Raw genomic sequence first — 23,393 nt, forward strand, 5'->3', positions numbered from 1 at the left:
CAAACAGATGTTTGGTGGAATTGAAGCAGGCGGTACAAAATTTGTTTGTGCTGTATCAGATGATGAGCTTAATATCATAAAAAAAAGTAGTTTTAAAACGACAACACCAGAAGAAACAATGGCTGAGGTGATTTCTTTCTTTAAGCCATTTCAATTAGATATGAAGGCTATTGGTGTCGGTTCTTTCGGCCCTATCAATATAGATGAAACTTCAGCTGATTATGGAAAGATAACATCAACTCCTAAAATAGCTTGGCAATATTTTGATTTTGTCGGTACTTTAAAAGAGCATTTTTCTGTACCAATCATTTGGACAACAGATGTGAATGCGGCTGCATATGGTGAGTATCGTCATGGCAATGGAATTAGAAATAAAAGCTTGGTTTATTTTACAATCGGTACAGGGATAGGTGGGGGAGCCATTCAAAATGATCAATTTATTCAAGGTTTTTCCCATCCAGAAATGGGACACATGTTAGTTAAACAGCATCCAGATGATGATTTTAAAGGTGCTTGTCCATTTCATAGTTCTTGTTTAGAAGGTATGGCAGCAGGTCCAGCAATCGAAAAAAGATTAGGTATTAAAGGTCAGGATTTATCTGAAGATCATCCTTACTGGTCTATAGAAGCAGACTATATTGCTCAATGTGCATACAATACAACTTTAATGTTATCTCCTGATATAATTGTTTTTGGTGGAGGCGTGATGCAGCAAAATCATATGATTGAAAAAGTAAGACAATTATTTGAGAAAAAAATGAACGACTACACAATGTATCCGGACATTGATAGCTACATAGTAACACCAAAATTAGGCAATGAAGCCGGAATTATAGGTTGCTTATCTTTAGCAAAAGATAAAACGAAATAAATAATAATTACTATAGAAAACTTTCCAGTAAAAAATACTGGGAAGTTTTTCTTTACCTAAAGTACACTTTAGAAGGTATGATAGAGAAAACAAGGAGGATGAAAGATGAAAACAATTTATTTAACTCGTCATGGTCAAACATTATTTAACTTACAGCATAAAATTCAAGGTTTTTGTGATTCACCTTTAACTGAGTTAGGAATTAATCAAGCAAAAATTGCCAAAGAATATTTTATTAGAGAAGGAATTAAATTAGAAGAAGCTCATAGTTCTACATCAGAAAGAGCGGTTGATACTCTGGAGATATTAACAGAACTTCCTTTTAAAACTCATAAAAAATTAAAAGAATGGAATTTTGGAACCTTTGAAGGTGAAGGAGAACATCTAAATCCGCCCTTACCTTATAATGATTTTTTTGTCCAATTTGGCGGAGAGGATCAACTTGAGGTTGAAAAAAGACTTAATGAAGCTATTACAAAAATAGCGGCTGAAAGCTCTAATGAACAAATTTTGATTGTTTCTCACGGTGGTGCTATTGCTAATTTTTACAGAAAATGGGAAAATTATAGTCAAGTAAGAAGAGAAGGAGCAATCCCAAATTGTTCTATTTTTAAATATGAGTATGATGATGGTATTTTTGTGTTAAAAGAAATTATTCGTCATGATTTCTCTTCTATTATGCCAAAATAAAAGCTAGAGGAAGATTAAGATGTCAATATTTGAGAAGATAAATATGAATGACTTATCAAGCGTTGAGATAGAAATTTATAAGTACATTGTTAACAATTTGGATAAAGTTATTTTTATGAGAGTTAGAGATATTGCTTTAAATGCAAATGTGTCTTCAACATCTGTTTTTCGGTTTATAAAAAAATTAGGGTTTGCTTCTTTTCCAGAATTTAAACTTTATATTAAAAATAATTTATCAAAACGACAATTTCCTGGAGAGAGCCATAAAATTAGTATTGCTCAAAGAATGGAAGATTTGAATTTAAATATTTTCCACCCAGATATTGAATATCAAATTGAGCAAATGGCTAAAAAAATTCAAGAAGCAGATTGTTTAATTTTTTTAGGCTTAGGTGCATCAGGTGCTATTGCTGAGTATGCTTCTAGAAAATTTGCAAATCTAGATTACTTTTCAGTTAGCTTCCATGAATTAACATACCCTTTTCATAGCATTTTAAAGAGCCATCAAAATAATGTCATTATTGCTTTAAGTGTTTCTGGTGAAACTAAGGAAATGATTGAGGCTATAGCCAATATCGAAAAACAAGCTTCAGTTTATTCCTATGCTATTACAGCTGGGAAAAATAGTAACTTATCGCGTTTATGTGACTATTCAATTGAATACTTTACTGAAGAAGATCGAAAAAACGTATTTTATGATTTATCGAGTCAAATACCAGCGATGCTGATTATTGAATCTGTTTTTGGGTATGTCTATGATCATAAAGTCAAAGAAATTAATGAAGCTGTCGAATAAAATAAAGTTGTTAGTTAAGTTTCAAAAGCTTAATTAACAACTTTTTTATTTACTCAATTAAGTTTGGAACAGCTTGTTCCTTTTTAGGAATATATTTCTATCTGATGGAATAGAAATCAGAATGCATAAAAACGCTTTAAAATGATAAAAAATATATTATGATGAAGTCATAAATCGAAAGGGGTTTCAAAATGGAAAAAATGAATAGTTTTTTAGATCGTACGCTGGTACCATTAGCAACAAAATTAAATAATCAAAGACATGTGGCAGCAGTTAGGGATGCCTTTATGTTAATCTTCCCATTAACAATTGCGTCATCAATTGTAATTTTGGTAAACAACTTACTATTTTCTCATGATAGCTTTATCGTGCAATTATTTGGATTATCAAAAATCTTTCCTAACTTAGATACAGCTCAAAAAGTGCTGACACCTGTAGCTAATGGAACGATTAATATTATGAGTATTTTTATTACTTTTTTAGTCGCACAAATTTTAGCAAAACATTTTAAAGCAGATGATACATTAGTTGGTTTAACAAGTGTTGCAGTCTTTATGATATTATATCCATCACCATTTAGCGCTAATGATATGAATGTTTTATCAACTCAATATTTAGGTGCTCAAGGTTTATTTGTAGCTATTATTGTAGGGTGTTTAGTCGGAGAATTTTTATCTAAATTATTCCAATTTAAAAAATTACAAATTAAAATGCCAGATATGGTTCCACCAGCAGTTTCTCGTTCATTCTCAGGAATGTTACCAATTGTTATTGTTGTAGCTGTTGCTGCTATTTTTAGTTTCTTAATTTCAATGGTTGCACCAGGTGGAATTAATGAGTTAATCTACAAGAGTTTACAAGCACCTTTAAGAGATTTAGGTGGAAATGTGTTTGGTGTTCTTATCTTAGCATTTTTACAAACCTTATTATTCTCAGTAGGGATTCATGGTCCAAATACATTAAATGCCGTTCGTTCAGCAATCTTTACAGAACAAGATTTAGCTAACTTAGAATTTATCAACAATGGTGGTTCTTTATGGGATGTTCCATATAAAGAAACTTGGGGAGTTTTAAATGATATGTTTGCCAATATGGGTGGAACAGGTATGACATTAGGTTTAATTATTGCTATCTTTATAGCTTCAAAAAGAGCAGATCAAAGAGAAGTGGCAAAAATGTCATTAGTACCAGGGATTTTTCAAATCAATGAACCAATGATTTTTGGTTTACCAATTGTGTTAAATCCAATTTTAATTATTCCGTTTATCATAACACCAATGGCTAATATTTTAGTTGGTTATTTTGCAACAGTTGTCTTTAAAATTATGCCAACGCCTGCAATCGGTGTACCTTGGACAACTCCAGGAATTATTAATTTATTCCTTGGAACAGGCGGAAATATTATGGGAGCAGTAGTGGGAGTTGTATGTTTAGCAGTTTCTGTCTTAATTTACTTACCATTTGTTATTGCTTCTAACAGAGCACAAAAAATCGAAATTTAAAGATACTGGAGAGATTAATCATGGCAAAAGAATTACCAAAGAATTTTTTATGGGGTGGGGCACTTGCTGCTCACCAAGTAGAAGGAGCATGGAATGAAGCTGGTCGTGGCATGAGTATTGCTGATGTAATGACAGCTGGTGGAAATGGAATTTCTCGTAAAATTACTGAGGGAATTCTTGAGAATGAGTATTATCCAAATCACGAAGCGATTGATTTCTACCATCATTACAAAGAAGATATTCAATTATTTAAAGAAATGGGATTAAAATGTTTACGAACTTCTATTTCATGGAGTCGTATCTTCCCAAATGGAACAGAACAAGAACCAAATGAGGCTGGTTTACAGTTTTATGATGATTTATTTGATGAGTTAATCAAAAATGGTATAGAACCAGTTATTACCTTATCTCACTTTGAGATGCCTTATAATTTATATAAGGAATTTGGTGGGTTTGGTAATAAAGACGTTATCCCATTATTTGTAAAATTTGCTAAGTGTGTGTTTACAAGATATAAAGACAAAGTGACTCATTGGATGACTTTTAACGAGATTAATAATCAAGCTGATGGACAAGAAGATTTACATGTTTGGACTAACTCAGCCATGATTTTAAAGGAAACAGATAACAAGGAAGAAGTTGTTTTTCAAGCAGCAATGAATGAACTGATTGCTAGTGCTTATGCTGTAAGAGAAGGAAAGAAAATTAATCCTAATTTTAAAATCGGTTGTATGATGGCTTATGTACCAATTTACCCTCACTCATGTAATCCAAATGATATGATTGCGTCACTAAAAATCAATGAAAGAAGATATTTTTATAGTGATGTTCATGTACGTGGCGAGGTACCTAGTTACACACAAAAATACTGGGAAAGAAATAACTATAACATTGAAATCAGTGAAGAAGAAAAAGCTGTATTAAAAGAAGGAACAGTCGATTACATTGGTTTTAGTTATTATATGTCTGGAACAGTTTCAACAGATATGACAATCGAAGGCATACCTAATAAAGATTTTAAAGGAACTCAAATGGTTAGAAATCCATACATTGAGTCATCTGATTGGGGTTGGCCAATTGATCCTGTAGGTTTAAGATATATTTTAAATACTGTCTATCAAAGATATAATGTGCCACTATTTATCGTTGAAAATGGTTTTGGTGCTTATGACCAATTAGATGAAAACAATTTTATTAAAGATGATTACCGAATAGATTATTTAAGTAAACACATCGAACAAATGGAACTTGCAATTGTGGAAGACGGAGTAGATGTTATTGGTTATACACCGTGGGGCATTATTGATATTGTAAGTTTTGGAAGTGGCGAAATGGAAAAACGTTACGGCATGATATACGTAGATAAAGATAACAAAGGTGAAGGAACTCTAAAAAGAAGCAAAAAAATGTCCTTTGATTGGTATAAAAATGTTATCGCAACAAATGGAGCGGAACTATAAAAGATTTGAAGGGAGTGTGACAAAATTAAGTCACACTCCCTGATTTATAAACTAAACGGTGTCACAGAAGTAGCTTCTACGGAAATAACCCGAAAACCACAAAAATTTGAAAAGCAATTTTCGTGGTTTCCTTCTTATTTCTTGAAGCTGAACACTTCTGTCACAACCTCTTTTATCTTAATAATAGGAGGAAAAAAGATGTTTTTAAGTATTGATATTGGTGGCACAACAATAAAGTGTGGCATTGTAGACCGACAAGGAAATATACTCAAAAAATCTGCTGTTAAAACAGAAGATAATAAAGAAGTTTTTCTAGCTAGTTTATTAACTATTTATCATGAGGTTAAAAAGGATTATGAAATTGAAGGCATCGGAATCAGTGCTCCAGGAATTATAGAAAAAAATGGACATATGACCACAGCAGGTGCAATTATGTCCTTATACGGAGAAAACATTAAAACATTTCTTGAAGAAAACACCCACTTACCAGTGACAATTGATAATGATGCTAATGCAGCGGCGATTGCTGAAAAATGGCTAGGTAATGCAACAAATATGAAAAATTACATTTGTTTAGTTTTAGGGACAGGTATGGGTGGCGGAATTGTTATTAACAATGAAGTTTACTCTGGAGCAAATGGTATGGCTGGAGAGATTGGTTGGGGAATTATTTCAGGAATTCCTGAAACTGGGTTGATTGAAGATTACTCATTAAACAGAAAAGCAGCCGTTGTAAGTGGTTTATGCCAAAATTATAATACTGAAAAAAGAAAAACAGACACTAATCACGAAGATATTTTAGATGCGAAAGAAATATTTAACAGAGAAAAAGATGGCGAAGAATTAGCTAGAACAATAGTCAATCAATTTTATGAAGATTTAGGATTAGGTTTGATTAATTTAATTAGTTTTTTTGATCCAGAAGCGATTTTAATTGGTGGTGGAATTAGTCAAAATAAGGAGTTCCAAGAACGACTTCAAACTAAAGTAAATGAATTGAAAAAAAGACATGAAGCACTTAATAGAATATTACCTGTTATTGATACACCAATCATTATGGCAAAATTAAAAAACGATGCAGGAATGTTAGGAGCAACCTACCAAATCAAGCAAAAAATTGATAATAATTAAAAAAAGAGACACGGAAAGAAATTTTTTTCGTGTCTTTTTTCATTTTTTTACTTTACAAATTAAAATCAAGGGACTATAATGAAATCGAATTCATACCAATGAATATATTTTATAAGTATAAAAAGGAGAGTTAAGAATGAAAGATGTTATGAATAAATTTTTAGACAAATTTTTACAGGCAGTTAACACAAAGTCAATTACAGCGATTAAGGATGGTTTCTTATTAACTATGCCTGTTTCTCTAGTAGGTTCGATTTTTTTATTAATTGCTGAGTTTCCAGTGCCAGCATGGAACACATTTATGATTGGTATTTTTGGAGATGCTTGGAAAACACCTTTTTATCAAGTGTCAGGAGCAACTTTTGATATTTTAGCTATTGTTGCAGTTATTTCGATTTCATATATTTATGCTAAAAATGAGAAGCAAGATGGATTCAGTAGTGCCATATTATCTTTAGTTTCATTTTTAATTGTAACTAATTCATTTGTTTTAACTGAGAGTGGAGAAAAAATTGGTGGTGTCATTCCGAAAGCTTGGACTGGTGGAAATGGTATCATTACAGCTATTTTAGTAGCTATTATTACAGCGAAAATTTTCACGTTTTTCCTTAAACGAAATATTACAATTAAATTACCAGAGACAGTACCAGCTGGAGTAAGTAATGCCTTTTCTGCTTTAATCCCAGGATTTGTAATTATGGCGGGATCAATGACAGTCTTTATTTTATCTAATGTTTTTGCGGATGCTTCATTAACAGAATTAATTTTTAAAGTTTTACAAACACCTCTTCAAAATCTATCTGATACATTAGCAGGTGGATTAATCATGACTGTGGTTATGTCAGTTTTATTCTGGGCAGGGATTCATGGACCGAATATTGTTATGGGAATTATGGGACCAATCTTAACAGCTAATGCTATGCAAAACCAAGAAATTATTAATAGTGGTAAAGAGTTGATTGTTGGTGAAAATGCTAAAATTATGACTATTCAATTGCTAGATGTTTTTGTTAAGTTTGGTGGTCAAGGATTAACTATTGGTCTTTTAATTGCAGCGTTACTTGTCGCAAAATCTTCTCGTATGAAAGAAATTTCAAAATTATCATTAACGCCAGGATTATTTAATATTAATGAACCAGTTATTTATGGTTTACCAATTGTATTTAATCCAACGATGTTAATTCCATTTGTGTTAGCACCTGTTGTTGGTGTATTGATTTGTTATTTCTCAATTATTACTGGCTTTATGGCTCCTTTTTCTGCGGCAACTGTACCTTGGACAACACCAGTTCTAGTTTCTGGATTTTTATTAGGTGGAGTTCAGGGAGTTATAGTACAATTGATGGTAGTAGCATCTAGTGTTGCAATCTACTTCCCATTTGTAAAACGACTAGATAAAGAATACAGAGCTGAAGAAGCATAAGAGAAAGCGAGTAAGAAAAATGGCCATCTATAAAAAAGTAGCAGAGAACATTAAACAAAAAATTAACACAGGTGAGTATGTGGAGAAACTTCCAACAGAAGATGATTTACTAAAGGAATTTGAAGTTAGTAGAAATACGATTCGAAGTGCCGTTAATATGTTAGTGGATCAAGCTATTTTGTACCGAGTTCAAGGATCTGGTGTTTATATTAGAGAAATTGAAAGAGAAGATGCCATTAATTTAAGTTTAATTAAATCAGTACCTAATAGTTTTGATCACCACAAAATTGAAACTAAAGTACTAAACCACGAACTAATTGAAGCGGATCAAGATTTAGCGAATCAATTTAAAGTTCCAGTAGGCTCGCCAGTCTATCAATTTGAGCGATTAAGAGTAAAGGATGGGAAACCTTTTTTACTTGAATATTGTTACTATAATAAAAAAGTAATTCCTTATTTAGGACGCGAAATATTAGAAGCATCAGTTTTTGAATATATCGAAAAAGATTTAAATAAAAAAATCGGTTTTGCAGATCGCTACATTACAGCCGAAAAAGTAAATAAAGAAGAAGCCGAACTTTTAGAAGTATCTATAGGAGATCCTGCTTTAGTCAACAATGAAAAAATATTTTTAGCTAATGGCGAATTATTTAGTATCTCTCGAGTGTTACATCATTATTTACTAACAGAAATGTACGTCTCTGCAATTAACGATTAGTGAGGGGATATAAGAATGGGTTTTAGAAAAGATTTTTTATGGGGCGGAGCTACTGCTGCCAATCAATGTGAAGGTGGTTTTGATCAAGGAGGCCGTGGTTTAGCTAACGTTGATTTAGCACCAGCCGGCCCGGATCGTCATCAAGTAATTGCTGGAGAGAAAAAAATGTTTAATTTTGATGATGAACATTTTTATCCAGCTCAAAATGCGATTGATATGTATACACATTTTAAAGAGGATATTGCGTTATTTGCAGAAATGGGATTTAAAACATATCGACTGTCTATTGCATGGAGTCGTATTTTCCCTAAAGGGGACGAGAGTGAGCCAAATGAAGAAGGATTAAAATTTTACGAAGAGTTATTCAAAGAATGTCGTAAATATAACATTGAGCCTTTAGTAACAATCACTCATTTTGATGTGCCAATGCATTTAGTAGAAAATTATGGTTCATGGAGAAGTAGAGAGTTAGTCGGTTTTTATGAAAACTTATGTCGCGTTTTATTTACTCGCTATAAAGGCTTAGTAAAATATTGGTTAACATTTAATGAAATTAACATGCTTCTTCACTTACCATTTATGGGTGCAGGCATTTATTTTGAAGAAGGAGAAAACAAAGAGCAAGTTAAATACACTGCGGCTCACCATGAGTTACTAGCCAGTGCTATTGCCACTAAAATTGCTCATGAAGTTGATCCTGAGAATCAAGTTGGATGTATGCTAGCAGCTGGTGCCAACTATGCTTATACGTGTAAGCCAGAAGACGTTTGGGCAGCTAAGAAGACAGACAGAGAAAATTATTTCTTTATCGATGTGCAATCAAGAGGTGAATATCCTGCTTATGCATTAAAAGAACTTGAAAGAAAAGGGATTGAACTACCAATAGAAGATGGCGATTTAGACATTCTAAAAGAAAATACAGTAGACTTTATTTCATTTTCTTATTACTCTTCACACGTTCAAGCAGAGAAAATGAGTGAAGAAAATAAAACAGATGGTAATGCCTTTGATTCTATTAAAAACCCATACTTAGAATCAAGTGAGTGGGGTTGGCAAATTGACCCATTAGGCTTACGTATTACTATGAATGAACTTTATGATCGTTACCAAAAACCTTTATTTGTTGTAGAGAATGGTTTAGGTGCTGTTGATATCCCTGATGAAAATGGTTATGTGGTTGATGACTATCGTATTGATTACTTAAGAGCTCATATTAAAGCAATGAGAGATGCTATGGAGTTAGATGGCATTGATTTACTTGGGTATACGACTTGGGGCTGTATTGACTTAGTTAGTGCCGGAACAGGTGAAATGAAAAAACGTTATGGTTTTATTTATGTGGATCGTGATGATCAAGGGAATGGAACGCTAAAAAGAACGAAGAAAAAATCATTTGAGTGGTACAAACAAGTCATTGCTACAAATGGTGAAGAATTATAAATAATTGTAAAGGACTAAAGGGTAGTTTTTCTACTATTTAGTCCTTTTATATTTCCATTTAATCATAAGTTTAATCCGACTATTAATGATATAATGAATTAAATTTAAAAATAGAAAAAATGGAGCTGGATTACTTGAATAAAAATAAACAGAACAACGAAGTAGCAATGGAAACAATTAGAGAAAATAAAGAAGTATTAGTTAACGGAAGAGTTAGCTATTTTACTGAGTTAGTTAAAGTTGCTGTGAGGCTAACTAATGAGATAAAAAATGAATCAAGTGAACAAGTCAAAGAATTAAAATCAATGTTAGTGTTAGAGACAGTGACTATGCTAACTTCGTCTTGGAGAAACACGTTACCATTTAATTTATTTGTTTCTAAAGAAGCTGACAAATTAGGGAAAAGCTTAGGAATCGAAGACTTACGAAATCATGATTATAGTTTGAAATTTGGAATGAATGAAATCATTAAAAAAATCGAAGAACCTGACTTTCTTTCTATTGCTGAAAATTTAAATGATCAAGATTTAGCGAAATTAAATAAAGCTTTGAAAAAAGAAGATAAAGCATTAAATGCGAATGTGTTACTACATTGGGAGCATGCTTACACAGGTAAAATGTTTAATGAAGATATAATGGAGATGATTGATACTTTAAGTAGTAGTCAAGCATCTGATCAGGAAATCTTTTCAAAAGTAGAAGAATTAGTTAAAAAACAAGCAATTGTTTGGCTTGTTAAACCTGAAAATTATGTGTTAGCAGATAAAGGATTTAAAGATATAAGAACACCAAATTGGGAAACAGCCTATAAAACATGTGGCATTGAATTATGCGAGATGTCAAAAGTAGATTATAAAAATGCTTTCGGGATAGAGTATTAAACAAAATAAAAAATGGAGGGAACTGATAGGATGAAAAAAATATTAGTAACTGGTGGAACAGTTTTTGTTAGCCGAACCTTAGCTGAATATTTTGTGGCTAAAGGAGACGAGGTTTATGTATTAAATCGTAATAATAAACCTCAATCTAAAGGAGTTATTTTAATTGAGGCAGACCGTTATAATTTAGGTGAGTCTTTAAAAAATTATGACTTTGATGTTGTGATTGATGCTAACTCTTATACAGGGGAAGAGATGACACTTTTACTAGATGCTTTACCAACTGTTAAAGATTATGTGTTTATTAGTACCAGTGCTGTGTATCCAGATGTTAGCAAACAACCCTTTACGGAAAAGACAGAGGTAGGCTTTAATAACTATTGGACAAATTATGGAACAAATAAAATTGAAGCAGAAGATATTTTAACTAGTAGAATTCCAGATGCTTTTATTTTAAGACCAGCTTATATTTACGGTCCATATAATAATGCATACCGCGAAGCTTTTGTTTTTGATTGCGCAAAAAATAAACGTCCCTTCTACTTACCAAAAACAGGTGAAATGAAATTACAATTTATTCACATGCATGATATTTGCCGCTTAGTTGATAGCTTACTGACAAATCAGCCAAAACAAAAAATATACAATGTGGGAAATGAAGAGGCTCCATCCATTAAAGAATGGGTAAGTATGTGCTATGAAATAGTTGGAGAAACACCTGAGTTTATAGAAGTCATGGATGATATCTCTCCATTAAAATATTTTAGTTTTGCTGATTATCAGTATTTATTGAATGTTGATCATCAAATGGAAATGATTAAAACGACTATTGATTTTAAAGAAGGTCTAAAAGAATCATGGACTTGGTATCAAAATAATGAAAATTTAGTTAATAAAAGAGATTATCAATTGTTTATTGATGAAAATTTAGCATAAAAGAAAAAGAACTTTCTTATTTAGGAAGGTTCTTTTTTTGCATATATTCTTTTATATGATCTGGAATTAATGAATTATCTATTGTTTTATAGGTATCAAGAGAACCATTTTCAACAGCAATATCGTAAACCCAACATTTATATTCTAGTGTTTCTAGAACGTGATTCAGTTTATTAATTTCTTCTTCTATTGTTTTTTTGCCTTGATGAAATAGAGCCTGTCTATTTTTAAGTGTGCTGTCTCCAGCCAAATACCAATCAAAAAATTGTTTGATATCTTTAATAGGCATATTTGTTTTCTTTAAGCATTCAATTAATTCTAGGTGATCTAAATCTTTGTCATCAAACAACCGGATACCACTTTCATTTCTTTTTAAAAAAGGTAGTAATCCTTCTTTATCATAATACCTAATCGCTGAAATACTAATACCTGTTTGTTTAGAGACTTCTCCAATAGAATACATAAATTTCTCTCCTTACTATTGACCTAAAGTTCACTTTAGGTACTATACTAATTTTACAAAGAAATCATGTATTTGTAAAATTAAACTATAGGAGGAATTCACATGGATTATGTTAAATTAGGTAATTCAGGATTAGATGTTTCAAGAATATGTTTAGGAACAATGGGCTTTGGTAAACCAGAAAGTGGTTTTCATGAATGGGTAATCGAAGAAGAAGAAAGCCATAAAGTGATTAAACAAGCACTTGATTTAGGGATTAATTTTTTTGATACGGCTAATGTTTACTCGTATGGTGACAGTGAAAAAATATTAGGTTCTGGTATTAAAAAATATGCCAAGCGAGATGAAGTCGTTATTGCAACTAAGGTTTATTCTGAAATGAGAAAAGGACCTAACGGAAGTGGACTTTCTCGTAAAGAAATTATTCATCAACTTGATCAAAGTCTAGAAAGACTGCAAATGGATTATGTTGATTTGTATATTATTCATCGTTGGGATTACAATACACCCATTGAAGAAACTATGAGAGCTTTACACGATTTAGTTACGCAAGGAAAAGTTAGATATATCGGTGCATCAGCTATGTATGCCTGGCAGTTTGCAAAAGCTCAAGCTGTAGCCGAAAAAAATGGTTGGACAAAATTTATTTCAATGCAAAATCATTTGAATTTATTGTACCGAGAAGAAGAACGAGAAATGTTACCACTTTGCGTGGATCAAAATATAGGGGTGACACCTTATAGTCCACTTGCATCAGGTCGTTTAACGAGAGATTGGTCTGCAACAACAAAGCGATTTTTAACAGATAAGATAGCACAAGGTAAATATGATAAAACTTTAGAACAAGATAAAGTGATTGTAGAAAGAGTTGCAGAATTAGCAGAAAAATACGATGTTGAACGAGCAGTTATATCATTAGCTTGGTTACTTCAAAAACCTCAAGTAGTTGCACCGATTGTTGGAGCAACTAAGGAAAGTCATCTTTCAAATGCTGTAAAAGCACTTGAAATAAAATTAGCAAAAGAAGACATAAATTACTTAGAAGAAACCTATGTCCCTCATGCAGTAATGGGGCATTCATAAAAGATAAATTATAAAAAGTAAGTTGTGAGAGTTAAATAACAACTTACTTTTTAATTTCTAGGTCAATAGAATTGACAAGTTTTCTAATAAAAGGTATTATTTTCTAGTAATCATTCGGTAACGAACAATTCGTGACCGGTGATGTTTTTTTGTTGAAAGGGGAATAGGTTTGAATCAAGGACTAATTAAAAATATCTTACTATCTCTAAGAGAATTACGTAAGGAAACACATACATTATTAGAAGAACAATCAAAAAAATATCAACTATCAATGACTCAAATTTTTGCGTTAGATATGATTAGACAAAATCCAAAGTTATCATTAAGGGAATTAGCTAAAAAAGTTAATTTAAGTCCAAGTACAACTTCAGAAGTTGTTGAAAAAATGGTGCAAGCAGGATTAGTTGAGCGAGAACAAAGTGAAAAAAATAGAAGAAGAATAGAATTATCTTTATCAAATAAAGGATTAGATACTCTTGAATCAACTTATTCAGATTGGATTGATGATTTTTCAATTTTAGATGAATTAGGTGATGACAAACTTCAAGCTTTTTATGAAACCCAACAAGAAATGATTGATTTATTGAAGAAAAGGAGAGTGTCAGATGAGTCAAACGAAACAAAGTAAACAAGATATAACTGTCTTAATCATTTTATTATTTGGAACTTTTTTAAGTTTCTTAAATCAAACTTTAATGAATGTTGCCTTACCTAGTGTCATGAAAGATTTTGATATTACGGCTGCCCAAGGTCAGTGGTTATCAAATGGTTATATGTTAATTAGCGGGGTTATGATTCCTGCAACAGCCTTTTTAATTGACCGTTTTAAAACACGTCATTTGTATTTAACATCGATGATTGTTTTTACATTAGGAACTTTTATAGCATCAATTTCAATTAATTACCCAATGTTAATTGCTGGGCGAATGATTCAAGCTTTAGGAGCTGGACCGATTAGCCCTTTAATGACTGTTGTCATCATGAACATGTTCCCAGTTCAAAGTAGAGGAAAAGCGATGGGATTTATTGGTTTAGCGATGAACTTCGCTCCAGCAATAGGTCCTACTTTATCAGGTTGGATTGTTCAATCTTATGATTGGCGATCTATTTTTTATGTCATTCTACCATTAGGCATTATTAATATTTTAGTAGCTGTTTTTGCACTTAAAAACTTTGGAGAACAAACTTATCCGAAATTTAATTTCTTAGGAATTGTTTTGTCAACGATTGGTTTAGGAACTCTACTTCTTGGCTTTAGTAATGCGGGAGACAAACCTTGGTTAACCTTTAATGTAGCTGGTTTTGTGTTAATTGGTTTAGTGGTAACTGGTCTTTTTATTTATCAACAAACTCACACAAAACTACCAATGTTAAATTTTTCAGTGTTTAAACACCGTATCTTTACTCTATCTTCAATTACAAACTTTGTTGTGATTATGGGACTTTATGGTGGGATGATATTACTGCCTTTATACATTCAAAATGTTAGAGGGGTTTCTCCAATGACTTCTGGAATGGTGTTACTGCCTGGTGCTATCATTATGGCAATTATGTCTCCTATTACAGGAGCTTTATATGATAGAATCGGTGCACGCTACTTAAGTTTCACTGGACTTATTATATTATCAATTGGAACATTTATGTTTACTTTAATTGATATGAACACGACTGTAACATACTTAGCTATTATGCAAGGCGTTCGTTCTTTTGGATTAGGGTTAGCTTTAATGCCAATTCAAACGGATGCATTAAATGATTTACCATTAGAATTAATGTCTCACGGCTCTGCTATGTATAATACGATAAGACAAATTGCTGGTTCACTTGGAACAGCTTTGTTAGTCACAATTATGAGTATTTCAACAAGTAATTTTGCAGCAGAAAATGTGGGTATTAGTATTGAAGAGGCAACACTTCACGGTATTCAAATTGCCTATATTGTGGTGACTGCAATTTCAGTTGTGGCTGCTGTAATGTGTTTAAAACTAAGTAAAAAAGCAAAATAAAAGAGGCTGACTCAAATGTCAGTCTCTTTTTATTTGTTCTGAAGTTTCTTTACTAGTCAGGGGATAAAAAGTCTGCTCTTTCAACAACTTCACAACTAAGGAGCAATTGAAAAAGCCAATTGTTCCTTAGTTCCTCCAGTTGCTTAGAGCAAAACGACTTTTGACCCACCCTGTTTTTTAAGCTATTTTTTCTTCAAATTGGCTATTATAAAGTTCTGAATAGAAACCATTTTGAGCAATTAAATCATCGTGATTTCCTTGTTCAATAATATCGCCATCTTTCATAACTAAAATCACATCAGCGTTTCTAATAGTAGATAAACGGTGAGCAATAATGAAGGATGTTCTATTTTCCATTAATTGATCCATTGAAGATTGAATTTGTATCTCTGTTCTTGTATCAACTGAACTTGTTGCTTCATCAAGAATTAACATAGGTTTGTTGTCAACAATTGCTCGGGCAATTGTTAGCTGCTGTTTTTGACCAGATGATAGGCTTAATTGGTCATTTAAAATAGTATCGTATTTTTCAGGTAGCGTTTCAATGAAGTGGTGAATACCGACAGATTCACAGGCTTTTTGAATTTCTTCCTCTGTAATACCAGTCATATTATAAACAATATTTTCTTTAATGGTTCCTTCAAATAACCATGTATCTTGAAGAATCATACTAAATTGATTGTTTACAACATGACGTGGTAAGTCTTTTGTTTTAATACCATCAATTTTAATATCCCCACTATCTACTTCGTAAAATCTCATTAATAAATTAATTAAAGTTGTTTTACCAGCACCAGTTGGCCCAACAATAGCAATTTTTTGTCCAGGTTTTACTTCGGCAGAAAAATCTTTTATTACTTTTTTCTCAGGAGTATAGCCAAAACTGACATGATTAAAGCTGACTTCACCGGTTGCTTTATCTAATGTATCTTCTTTATGAGATTCATCAGACATTTCTTCTTCGCCTAAAAATTCAAAAACACGTTTACTTGCAGCAGAAGTAGACTGTAATGATTGGAATGATTGAGCAATTTGACTAAGTGGTTGAGTAAAGTAGCGTACATAAAGGATGAAAGCTACAATGACACCAAAACTAATTGTTCCGTTATTGGCTAGAACAGCCCCTACAATACAAACAGCAACATAACCAAAATTTCCTATAAATTGCATAATTGGCATCATTAATCCAGATAAACATTGTGCTTTAAAACCACTTGTTTTTAGACTTTCATTCATCTCATCAAAAACTTTTTTATTAGATTCTTCAGCATTATAAATTTTAACCACTGATTGACCTGTATAAATTTCTTCAACGTGACTGTTAATGCGTCCTAAATCATTTTGTTGTTGTGAGAAGTATTTTTGAGATTTACTCATAATTAAACTCATTAAAACAAATCCAATAATAGTAGCTCCAACAGCTGTAGCAGTTAGTGTGACGTTAGTTTTTAACATCATAAATAGAGAACCAAATAGTAACGTAATGGCAGAAACTAAAGTTCCGATGCTTTGGTTTAGAGTTTGGCCAATTGTGTCAACATCATTTGTTACACGAGATAAAACATCTCCAGTAGAATTTCTATTAAAATAAGCTAGAGGTAATCGATTGATTTTTTTCGAAATATCTTCTCTTAAATTACGAGAGATAATTTGTGTCACGCTAGCCATAATAAAACCTTGAATGATTGAAAGAAGAGATCCAAATCCATAGAAAAAGACTAGCAGGATACCAATTCTTTTGACTTCATCTAAATCAATACCAGTCATAATTCCTTGAGTGATTAAATCTGTAATTTCTGATAATTTGTCTGGCCCAATTAAAGTTAGAACAGAACCAATCATAGAGGCAATTAGCGCAATGATAATAATAGGCATATATCTTTTAGAGTAGGCAATTAGTTTTTTCCAATTACCACTAAAGTTATTTTTCTTTTTTGATTTTTCTTTAGTCATTAGGCTAATTCCTCCTTAGAAAGTTGTGAGTAGGCAATTTCTTGATAAACAGGGTTGTTTTCCATTAACTCATTATGAGTACCTTTGCCAACTAATTGACCTTCATCAAGAACTAAAATAGTATCGGCATTTCTAATGGTTCCAATACGCTGAGCAACGATAATTTTAGTTGTGTCTTTACAATCTTTTTTAAGACTTTCTCTTAAATTACGATCTGTTTTGTAATCAAGTGCTGAGAACGAATCATCAAAAATTAAAATTTCTGAGCGACGATTAATGGCTCTAGCTATAGATAAACGTTGTTTTTGTCCTCCAGATAAGTTACCACCATTTTGAGCAACAGCATGATCATAGCCTAAAGGCATTTTTTCAACAAATTCAGCTGCTTGGGCAGTGTATATAGAATCAACAATATCTGAATCTAATTTATTGGGATTACCATTATCTCCAAAAGCCACGTTACTAGCAATTGTTCCACTAAAGAGAGTCGCTTTTTGAGTCACAAAACCAAGTTTATTGTTTAAATAGGCGTGAGAGTAATTTTTTACATTGATATCATCAACTAAAATTTCGCCGCTTGTTGTATCATAAAGTCTAGCAATTAAGTTCACTAAAGTTGTTTTCCCACTACCTGTAGCACCAATAATGGCTAGAGTTTCACCTTGATTAACTGTAAAACTAATATCATTAAGAGCCATGCCGTCAGCTTGTGGATATTTAAAGTTAACTTGTTTAAATTCAATTTTTCCTTTGACCTGTGAATCAGTTTCTGTTAAATTTCCATCAACAAGAGCTGATTTAGAATCTAGAACTTCCAGAATACGTTTAGCAGAAACACTAGCTCTTGGAATCATAATAAAAATCATTACTAACATCATAAAGGCCATAATAACTTGCATGGCATATGAAGAGAAAACAACCATATCAGAAAATAGATTTAATTTATTTTCAAGTGCTGCACTATTGATTAATGACGCACCTAGCCAGTAAATAGAAAGAGTTAAACCACTCATGACTAATTGAATACCAGGCATTAAAAAGGCGAAAGTTCGATTGGTGAAGACGTTTGTTCTCATTAAGGTTTCATTGGCATCATCAAATTTTTTCTCTTGATAATCCTCAGCATTATATGCCCTAACTACTTGTAAACCAGTTAAATTTTCACGAGTTACTGAATTAAGTTTATCAGTGTATCCTTGAATTTTTTTCATTTTTGGCAGTGCTAAAATCATACACGTAATCACAAAAACTAAAAGAACGACAATAGCAACACCAGTGGCAAATGTCCATTGCCAACTTTTGTTAGAAATCTTCAGAATTGCCCAGACTGCTAAAATAGGAGCTTTAACCATTGCTTGAAGTCCCATTACAATTAGCATTTGAACTTGAGTAATATCATTTGTTGTACGGGTAATTAAACTTGGAATAGAGAAATGATTAATTTCCTCAGTTGATAATGATTGTACTTTTCCAAATAATTTTTCACGTAATCTAGCACTGTAATTAGCAGTAATTTTTGCGACAATCACAGCTACAATGACAGCACTCAACAAACTAGCAACAGCACAGAGTAACATCATCCCACCAGCGGAGAGGATTTCACTCATTTCACTTCCTTCAGTTTGAACAAGTTTAGTGATTTCATTCATATAGTCAGGCAGTTTTAAATCTAACCAAACCTGAGCTATGATAAAAAGTAAACTAACTCCAGCAAGGGCGTATTCCGTTTTACTTAAATATCTAAATATTTTAACCATTTGTATCTAATCTCCCTTACATTAATATGAAACTAGTTTATAAAAGAAAAATAAACTATAAATAAACAAAAAGAGGTTGTGATAGAAGTGTTCAGCTTCAAGAAATAAGAAGGAAATCACGAAAATTGCTTTTCAAATTTTTGTGATTTCCGGCTTATTTCCAAAGAAGCTACTTCTGTGACACCGTTTAGTTTGTGAAAAAGGGGCTGTGACATAAATATGTCACAGCCTCTTTTACTCTTTTGGAAGAGAAACGATAAATTCAGTCTCTCTCTCATTACTTGTGACATGGATATTTCCGTGATGAAGCTCAATAATTTTTTTAGAAATAGATAAACCAATCCCAGTTCCTTCAGACGAGTGAGAAACATCTTCTTGCCAATACTTATTGAAAATTCTTTTTTGAATATCTTTTGGAATCAGGGGACCGGTATTAATAACGGAAACATTTAATAAATTCTCAGAATCTTTAATAAAGAAGGAGATTTTACCATTTGGATAGGAATATTTAATACTATTATCCATTAAATTAATCCAAACTTGCTTAAGGAGTTCTTGGTTACCATTAATCATAAATTCCCCAAAATCAGCTTCAATCTCTAAATTTTTGTCGCTCCACCTTTTTTCAAGTAGAATAATACATTCTCTAATCTGCTCAGAAACATTATAGTGCTGTTTATCTGTTAAGATGTGCTGATTTTCAATTTTAGATAAAGCAAGCATGTTAGTTGTCATGTTAGTTAATCTAGAAGATTCAGTTACAATAATATCAACAAATTCTTGTTGTTCCGCTGTTAAATCAGTTTTTTGTAATAACTTAGCGAAGCCAAGAATTGAAACAATAGGTGTTTTGTATTCATGGGACAAATTATTAACAAAATCTGTTCTTAAAACTTCTGTCTGGCTAAGTTCACTAGCCAGTAAGTTAAAGGTTTTTGTAATTTCTTTGCCAACTGGATTTCTTTTACCAAGCTTAATTTTCACATCATAATTACCCTTAGAAAGATTAGTCATGCCATCAATTAAAATATGAACAGGTTTTAAGGGAATACGACTGAAAATGGTAGCAATTAACGTTCCAATAAAAAGACTAGAAATAGTAAAAATGAGAAGGGATAATATAGGAGAGTCTTCTGGTTTAGCACTTAAAATATTAAATTTATTTAACAGGAAAAAGGCTGTTCCTGTTATAGACATGGTAATAAAAATAATAATAAAAACAGCGCCAGAAAAAAGTAGAGTCAAGAACCATCTCTTTGGTTGTCGATGTTTCATACGTGCTTCACTCCCTTATAACCTAGACCTCTAATAGAAATTATTTCAAATTCATCATACTGTTCAATTTTTTTGCGCAGTCTCGCAATGTGAACTGTTACTGTCTCCCAACCAGTGTCGCTTTCAACTCCCCAAATCTCATCCATTAATTGAATACGAGTAAAGATTTTATCTGGATAAGAAAAAAGTTTATATAATAGCTCAAACTCTTTTTGAGGTAAGACTTGTGTGTCATTTTCACTATTGATTGTAAGAGAATCATGGTCTAGAGTAATCCTTCCAATGGTGATTTTTCTTTCTGTAGCAATTTTTGCACGTCTAAGTAAGGCTTTAATTCTTAATAACATTTCCTCTTCATCAACAAGTTTTGACATATAGTCATCAGTACCAACCACAAACCCTTTTTTCTTATCAACAGGTAAGTGCTTAGCAGAGAGCATTAAAATAGGTAAATCATTTTGCGTTTCTCTTAAAAGTTTTGTTAATTCGTAGCCATCAATTTTAGGCATCATAATATCTAAAACAATTAAATCAATGTGATGAGTTTCCATTTTTTCAAGGGCTGCTTCTCCGTCTTCTGCAGTAATGACTTTATAATGTTCTTTTTCTAAAATGGTTTTTAAAAATTTTCTTGTATTTAATTCATCGTCTACAACAAGTATGGTTATCATTGGATTATAGACCTCCTGTAAGATTTATTTATGCTTTATTGTAACATGATATAACTAAAGGATAAAAAAAGTAAATGTTTATTATAGTTGACACATTAGATTTAAGAGTGTATTATCATCTGTAATCTCATAATTTTTTAATTTACTATGAAGAGAAGAGTAGCTAAAATAAGTCTGATAAAGAGAGCTCGGTTGGTGAGAAAGAGCATAGGTGACTTTTAGTGAAGATGAACTCGGAGTACTTAATTTGTTAACGCAGATTAAGCGGTAAGCAACCGTTAACTTGCCAAGTATCGAAGTTAGGTACTGTTGAGGTGTATGTTTATACACGAATTAGGGTGGTAACACGAAAGTATTCGTCCCTTTGTTTGTCATAGTGTGGCAAATAAAGGGATGGATATTTTTTTATTTTAAAGGAGGAAAAAAGATGACACGAACAAATTCAAAAGGTATTCCCTTTCGCTACGATCAAGTAGGTAGTTTACTCAGACCGGAAACGTTAAAAGAAGTAAGAGCTAAATATTCAAAAGGTGAAATAGAAAAATCTGAACTGACAGAAATAGAAAATATTGAAATTACTCGAATTATTGAAAAACAAAAGGAAATTGGTTTAAAAGCTGTAACAGATGGAGAATTCCGCCGTCGTTGGTGGCATCTTGACTTCATTGCTGAATTAAATGGTATTAGTATTTTTGATTTTGAAACAACAGCATTTGGAATAAAAACAGCAGCACAAGGAAGTTTTGTAAGTAGTAAACTAAGCTTCAATCCGCAACATTCATTCATTGAGCATTTTAAATTTACTAGGCAACAAGCTGGAGAAACAGTGGCTAAACAAACAATACCAGGTCCAAACATGATTCTGTTAGATTCTTTAATTTTATCTAAAAAGTATCATGAAAATCCTGTTTATGAGAATATTAATGAATTTATCGATGATTTGATAACAACCTATAAAGAGGTGATTAGACAATTTTATGAAGCTGGTTGCCGTTATCTCCAATTAGATGACACAAGTTGGGGTGCGTTATTTGATGACAAATTTAGAGAAATTATTCGTCAAAATAGTTTTAATCCAGATGAATTAATCACAACATTTGGTGATATAACGGAAGCTATTTTAGAAGATAAGCCAAAAGATTTAGCTGTTACTTTTCATTTTTGTAAAGGTAATTTCCAGTCTCATTGGCTATATAATGGTTCGTACGACAAAATTGCTGAGCGTTTGTTTAGTATCGAAGCATTTGATGGTTTCTTTTTAGAATTTGATGACGAGCGTTCAGGAAGTTTTGAGCCCTTAAAATTTATAAAGAATCAAAGAATTGTATTAGGTTTAGTTACAAGTAAAACACCTGAACTTGAAAATAAAGATTTAATCATTAAACGAATAAAAGAAGCTAGCCAGTATGTGCCACTAGAGCAAATCTGTTTAAGCCCTCAGTGTGGCTTTGCCTCAACTCACGAAGGAAATAAATTAACCGAAAAAGACCAATGGGAAAAATTAAAATTAGTTGTGGAAATTTCAAAAGAAGTTTGGCCTGAGGATTAAATGGAAAGGAAGTAACATGTTATGTCAGAGATTATAAAACAAATTAATTTTTTAAAGAGTCAAAGATGGATAGATTTAACGCATCAAGTAACGAAAGATATCCCATATTTCCCTTCATTTAGTCCCATTGAAGAGGAAACGTTATTTACAGTTGAGAGTGATGGCTTTTTTGCTAAAAAGTATAAGTTAGTTACTCAATATGGAACTCATATTGACGCACCAATTCATTTTGCCAACAATACTAGATTTTTAGATGAGTTAGACTTAAAAGAATTAGTTTTACCGCTTTTTGTCATCCATAAGGAAAAAGAGGTAGCAAAAAACAATGATTATACTATATCAATAGAAGATATTTTAGAGTTTGAAAAGAAACATGGAATAATTCCAGCTGAGAGTTTTGTGGCGTTTTCAAGTGATTGGTCAAAGCGTTTTTCTATTCCTCAAGAATTTTATAATAAAGATGACAATGGTGTTTGTCATACACCTGGTTGGTCACTTGAAGCTTTAAAATTCTTACATGAAGAACGAGATGTTGTAGCAATTGGCCATGAAACATTAGATACTGACAGTGGTAGTGATTTTGCTAAAAATAAAGGTCTATTAGGAGAATTATATTGGTTATCTCAAAATAAATACCAAGTAGAAGTTTTAGCAAATTTAGATCAAGTACCTGCAACAGGAGCAGCTATTTTTATTGGGTTTCCTAAGATAGCTGATGCACCAGGGTTTAATGCGAGAGTATTTGCTATTTGTCCTGAATAGAAATTAACTATATTTAATAGAAGAAAGAT

General features: G+C 32.1%; 21 protein-coding genes, 1 pseudogene and 1 other annotated feature. Of the genes and pseudogenes, 17 read left to right on the forward strand and 5 right to left on the reverse strand.

The window, feature by feature from the left end; all coding sequences use genetic code 11:
* Positions 1–7: 7 nt before the first annotated feature.
* The 11 genes from DFR54_RS09930 to DFR54_RS09980 all read left to right on the forward strand — a co-directional run bounded on the left by DFR54_RS09930 (position 8) and on the right by DFR54_RS09980 (position 11,845).
* On the forward strand, positions 8–871 hold the full coding sequence (locus DFR54_RS09930; protein ID WP_114290085.1) for an ROK family protein: 864 nt from the start codon (positions 8–10) through the stop codon (positions 869–871).
* 105 nt (positions 872–976) lie between these two features.
* A complete protein-coding gene (locus DFR54_RS09935; protein WP_114290086.1) occupies positions 977–1,561 on the forward strand; it encodes a histidine phosphatase family protein in 585 nt (194 codons plus the stop codon).
* Between the two features lie 19 nt (positions 1,562–1,580).
* Positions 1,581–2,357, forward strand: coding sequence for a MurR/RpiR family transcriptional regulator (locus DFR54_RS09940; protein ID WP_114290087.1), 777 nt, complete (start codon positions 1,581–1,583; stop codon positions 2,355–2,357).
* 191 nt (positions 2,358–2,548) lie between these two features.
* Positions 2,549–3,859 carry a PTS sugar transporter subunit IIC gene (locus tag DFR54_RS09945; RefSeq protein ID WP_114290088.1) on the forward strand — a complete coding sequence of 437 codons (1,311 nt, stop codon included), beginning with the start codon at positions 2,549–2,551 and terminating at the stop codon, positions 3,857–3,859.
* 20 nt (positions 3,860–3,879) lie between these two features.
* Entirely contained in the window at positions 3,880–5,319 is a 1,440-nt protein-coding gene (locus DFR54_RS09950; protein ID WP_114290089.1) for a 6-phospho-beta-glucosidase, read from the forward strand.
* 198 nt (positions 5,320–5,517) lie between these two features.
* The gene (locus DFR54_RS09955) at positions 5,518–6,450 is read left to right on the forward strand and encodes an ROK family protein (protein WP_114290090.1); all 933 of its coding nucleotides are present in this window, start codon (positions 5,518–5,520) and stop codon (positions 6,448–6,450) included.
* A gap of 136 nt (positions 6,451–6,586) precedes the next feature.
* The gene (locus tag DFR54_RS09960; protein ID WP_086342184.1) at positions 6,587–7,873 is read left to right on the forward strand and encodes a PTS sugar transporter subunit IIC; all 1,287 of its coding nucleotides are present in this window, start codon (positions 6,587–6,589) and stop codon (positions 7,871–7,873) included.
* Between the two features lie 19 nt (positions 7,874–7,892).
* Positions 7,893–8,591 carry a GntR family transcriptional regulator gene (locus DFR54_RS09965; protein WP_114290091.1) on the forward strand — a complete coding sequence of 233 codons (699 nt, stop codon included), beginning with the start codon at positions 7,893–7,895 and terminating at the stop codon, positions 8,589–8,591.
* A gap of 15 nt (positions 8,592–8,606) precedes the next feature.
* The gene (locus DFR54_RS09970; RefSeq protein WP_114290092.1) at positions 8,607–10,031 is read left to right on the forward strand and encodes a 6-phospho-beta-glucosidase; all 1,425 of its coding nucleotides are present in this window, start codon (positions 8,607–8,609) and stop codon (positions 10,029–10,031) included.
* Positions 10,032–10,165: 134 nt separating this feature from the next.
* Positions 10,166–10,912, forward strand: a complete 747-nt coding sequence (locus DFR54_RS09975) for a hypothetical protein (protein ID WP_114290093.1) — start codon at positions 10,166–10,168, stop codon at positions 10,910–10,912.
* Between the two features lie 30 nt (positions 10,913–10,942).
* Positions 10,943–11,845 (forward strand): NAD-dependent epimerase/dehydratase family protein, encoded by a 903-nt coding sequence (locus DFR54_RS09980; RefSeq protein WP_114290094.1) that lies wholly within the window; start codon positions 10,943–10,945, stop codon positions 11,843–11,845.
* Positions 11,846–11,861: 16 nt separating this feature from the next.
* Here the strand turns inward: DFR54_RS09980 and DFR54_RS09985 are convergent, their stop codons facing one another.
* Positions 11,862–12,308: a MerR family transcriptional regulator gene (locus DFR54_RS09985; RefSeq protein WP_114290095.1), complete on the reverse strand. Its 447-nt coding sequence runs from the start codon at positions 12,306–12,308 to the stop codon at positions 11,862–11,864.
* A gap of 102 nt (positions 12,309–12,410) precedes the next feature.
* Between DFR54_RS09985 and DFR54_RS09990 the strand changes: the two genes are divergently transcribed.
* From DFR54_RS09990 to DFR54_RS10000, 3 genes are all read left to right on the forward strand, one after another.
* Positions 12,411–13,391, forward strand: coding sequence for an aldo/keto reductase (locus DFR54_RS09990; protein WP_114290096.1), 981 nt, complete (start codon positions 12,411–12,413; stop codon positions 13,389–13,391).
* A 169-nt stretch (positions 13,392–13,560) separates the two neighbouring features.
* A complete protein-coding gene (locus tag DFR54_RS09995; RefSeq protein ID WP_114290097.1) occupies positions 13,561–14,019 on the forward strand; it encodes a MarR family winged helix-turn-helix transcriptional regulator in 459 nt (152 codons plus the stop codon).
* A complete protein-coding gene (locus DFR54_RS10000) occupies positions 13,997–15,397 on the forward strand; it encodes a DHA2 family efflux MFS transporter permease subunit (RefSeq protein ID WP_114290098.1) in 1,401 nt (466 codons plus the stop codon). Before DFR54_RS09995 ends, DFR54_RS10000 begins: the two co-directional genes overlap by 23 nt.
* Before the next feature lie 177 nt (positions 15,398–15,574).
* On the opposite strand, the gene DFR54_RS10005 is transcribed toward DFR54_RS10000, so the two are convergent.
* Both DFR54_RS10005 and DFR54_RS10010 read right to left on the reverse strand, forming a co-directional pair.
* Positions 15,575–17,350 carry an ABC transporter ATP-binding protein gene (locus tag DFR54_RS10005; protein WP_114290099.1) on the reverse strand — a complete coding sequence of 592 codons (1,776 nt, stop codon included), beginning with the start codon at positions 17,348–17,350 and terminating at the stop codon, positions 15,575–15,577.
* Complete coding sequence (locus DFR54_RS10010) at positions 17,350–19,107, reverse strand: ABC transporter ATP-binding protein (protein ID WP_114290100.1); 1,758 nt, start codon at positions 19,105–19,107, stop codon at positions 17,350–17,352. Before DFR54_RS10010 ends, DFR54_RS10005 begins: the two co-directional genes overlap by 1 nt.
* A gap of 100 nt (positions 19,108–19,207) precedes the next feature.
* On the opposite strand from DFR54_RS10010, the pseudogene DFR54_RS13410 reads away from it, so the two are divergent.
* Positions 19,208–19,288 (forward strand): annotated as a pseudogene (locus DFR54_RS13410) (DUF3788 family protein); the annotation flags it as partial.
* Between the two features lie 53 nt (positions 19,289–19,341).
* On the opposite strand, the gene DFR54_RS10015 reads toward DFR54_RS13410, so the two are convergent.
* Both DFR54_RS10015 and DFR54_RS10020 read right to left on the reverse strand, forming a co-directional pair.
* The gene (locus DFR54_RS10015; protein WP_114290101.1) at positions 19,342–20,382 is read right to left on the reverse strand and encodes a HAMP domain-containing sensor histidine kinase; all 1,041 of its coding nucleotides are present in this window, start codon (positions 20,380–20,382) and stop codon (positions 19,342–19,344) included.
* Positions 20,379–21,053: a response regulator transcription factor gene (locus DFR54_RS10020; protein WP_114290102.1), complete on the reverse strand. Its 675-nt coding sequence runs from the start codon at positions 21,051–21,053 to the stop codon at positions 20,379–20,381. Before DFR54_RS10020 ends, DFR54_RS10015 begins: the two co-directional genes overlap by 4 nt.
* Positions 21,054–21,191: 138 nt before the next feature.
* Positions 21,192–21,420: a binding site (T-box leader), on the forward strand.
* A gap of 60 nt (positions 21,421–21,480) precedes the next feature.
* On the opposite strand from DFR54_RS10020, the gene DFR54_RS10025 reads away from it, so the two are divergent.
* Both DFR54_RS10025 and DFR54_RS10030 read left to right on the forward strand, forming a co-directional pair.
* On the forward strand, positions 21,481–22,602 hold the full coding sequence (locus DFR54_RS10025) for a 5-methyltetrahydropteroyltriglutamate--homocysteine S-methyltransferase (protein ID WP_114290103.1): 1,122 nt from the start codon (positions 21,481–21,483) through the stop codon (positions 22,600–22,602).
* A 21-nt stretch (positions 22,603–22,623) separates the two neighbouring features.
* Positions 22,624–23,364 (forward strand): cyclase family protein, encoded by a 741-nt coding sequence (locus tag DFR54_RS10030; protein ID WP_114290104.1) that lies wholly within the window; start codon positions 22,624–22,626, stop codon positions 23,362–23,364.
* The last annotated feature ends 29 nt before the right edge of the window (positions 23,365–23,393 follow it).

The sequence above is a fragment of the Vagococcus fluvialis genome, from assembly GCF_003337315.1.
GTDB lineage: Bacteria > Bacillota > Bacilli > Lactobacillales > Vagococcaceae > Vagococcus > Vagococcus fluvialis.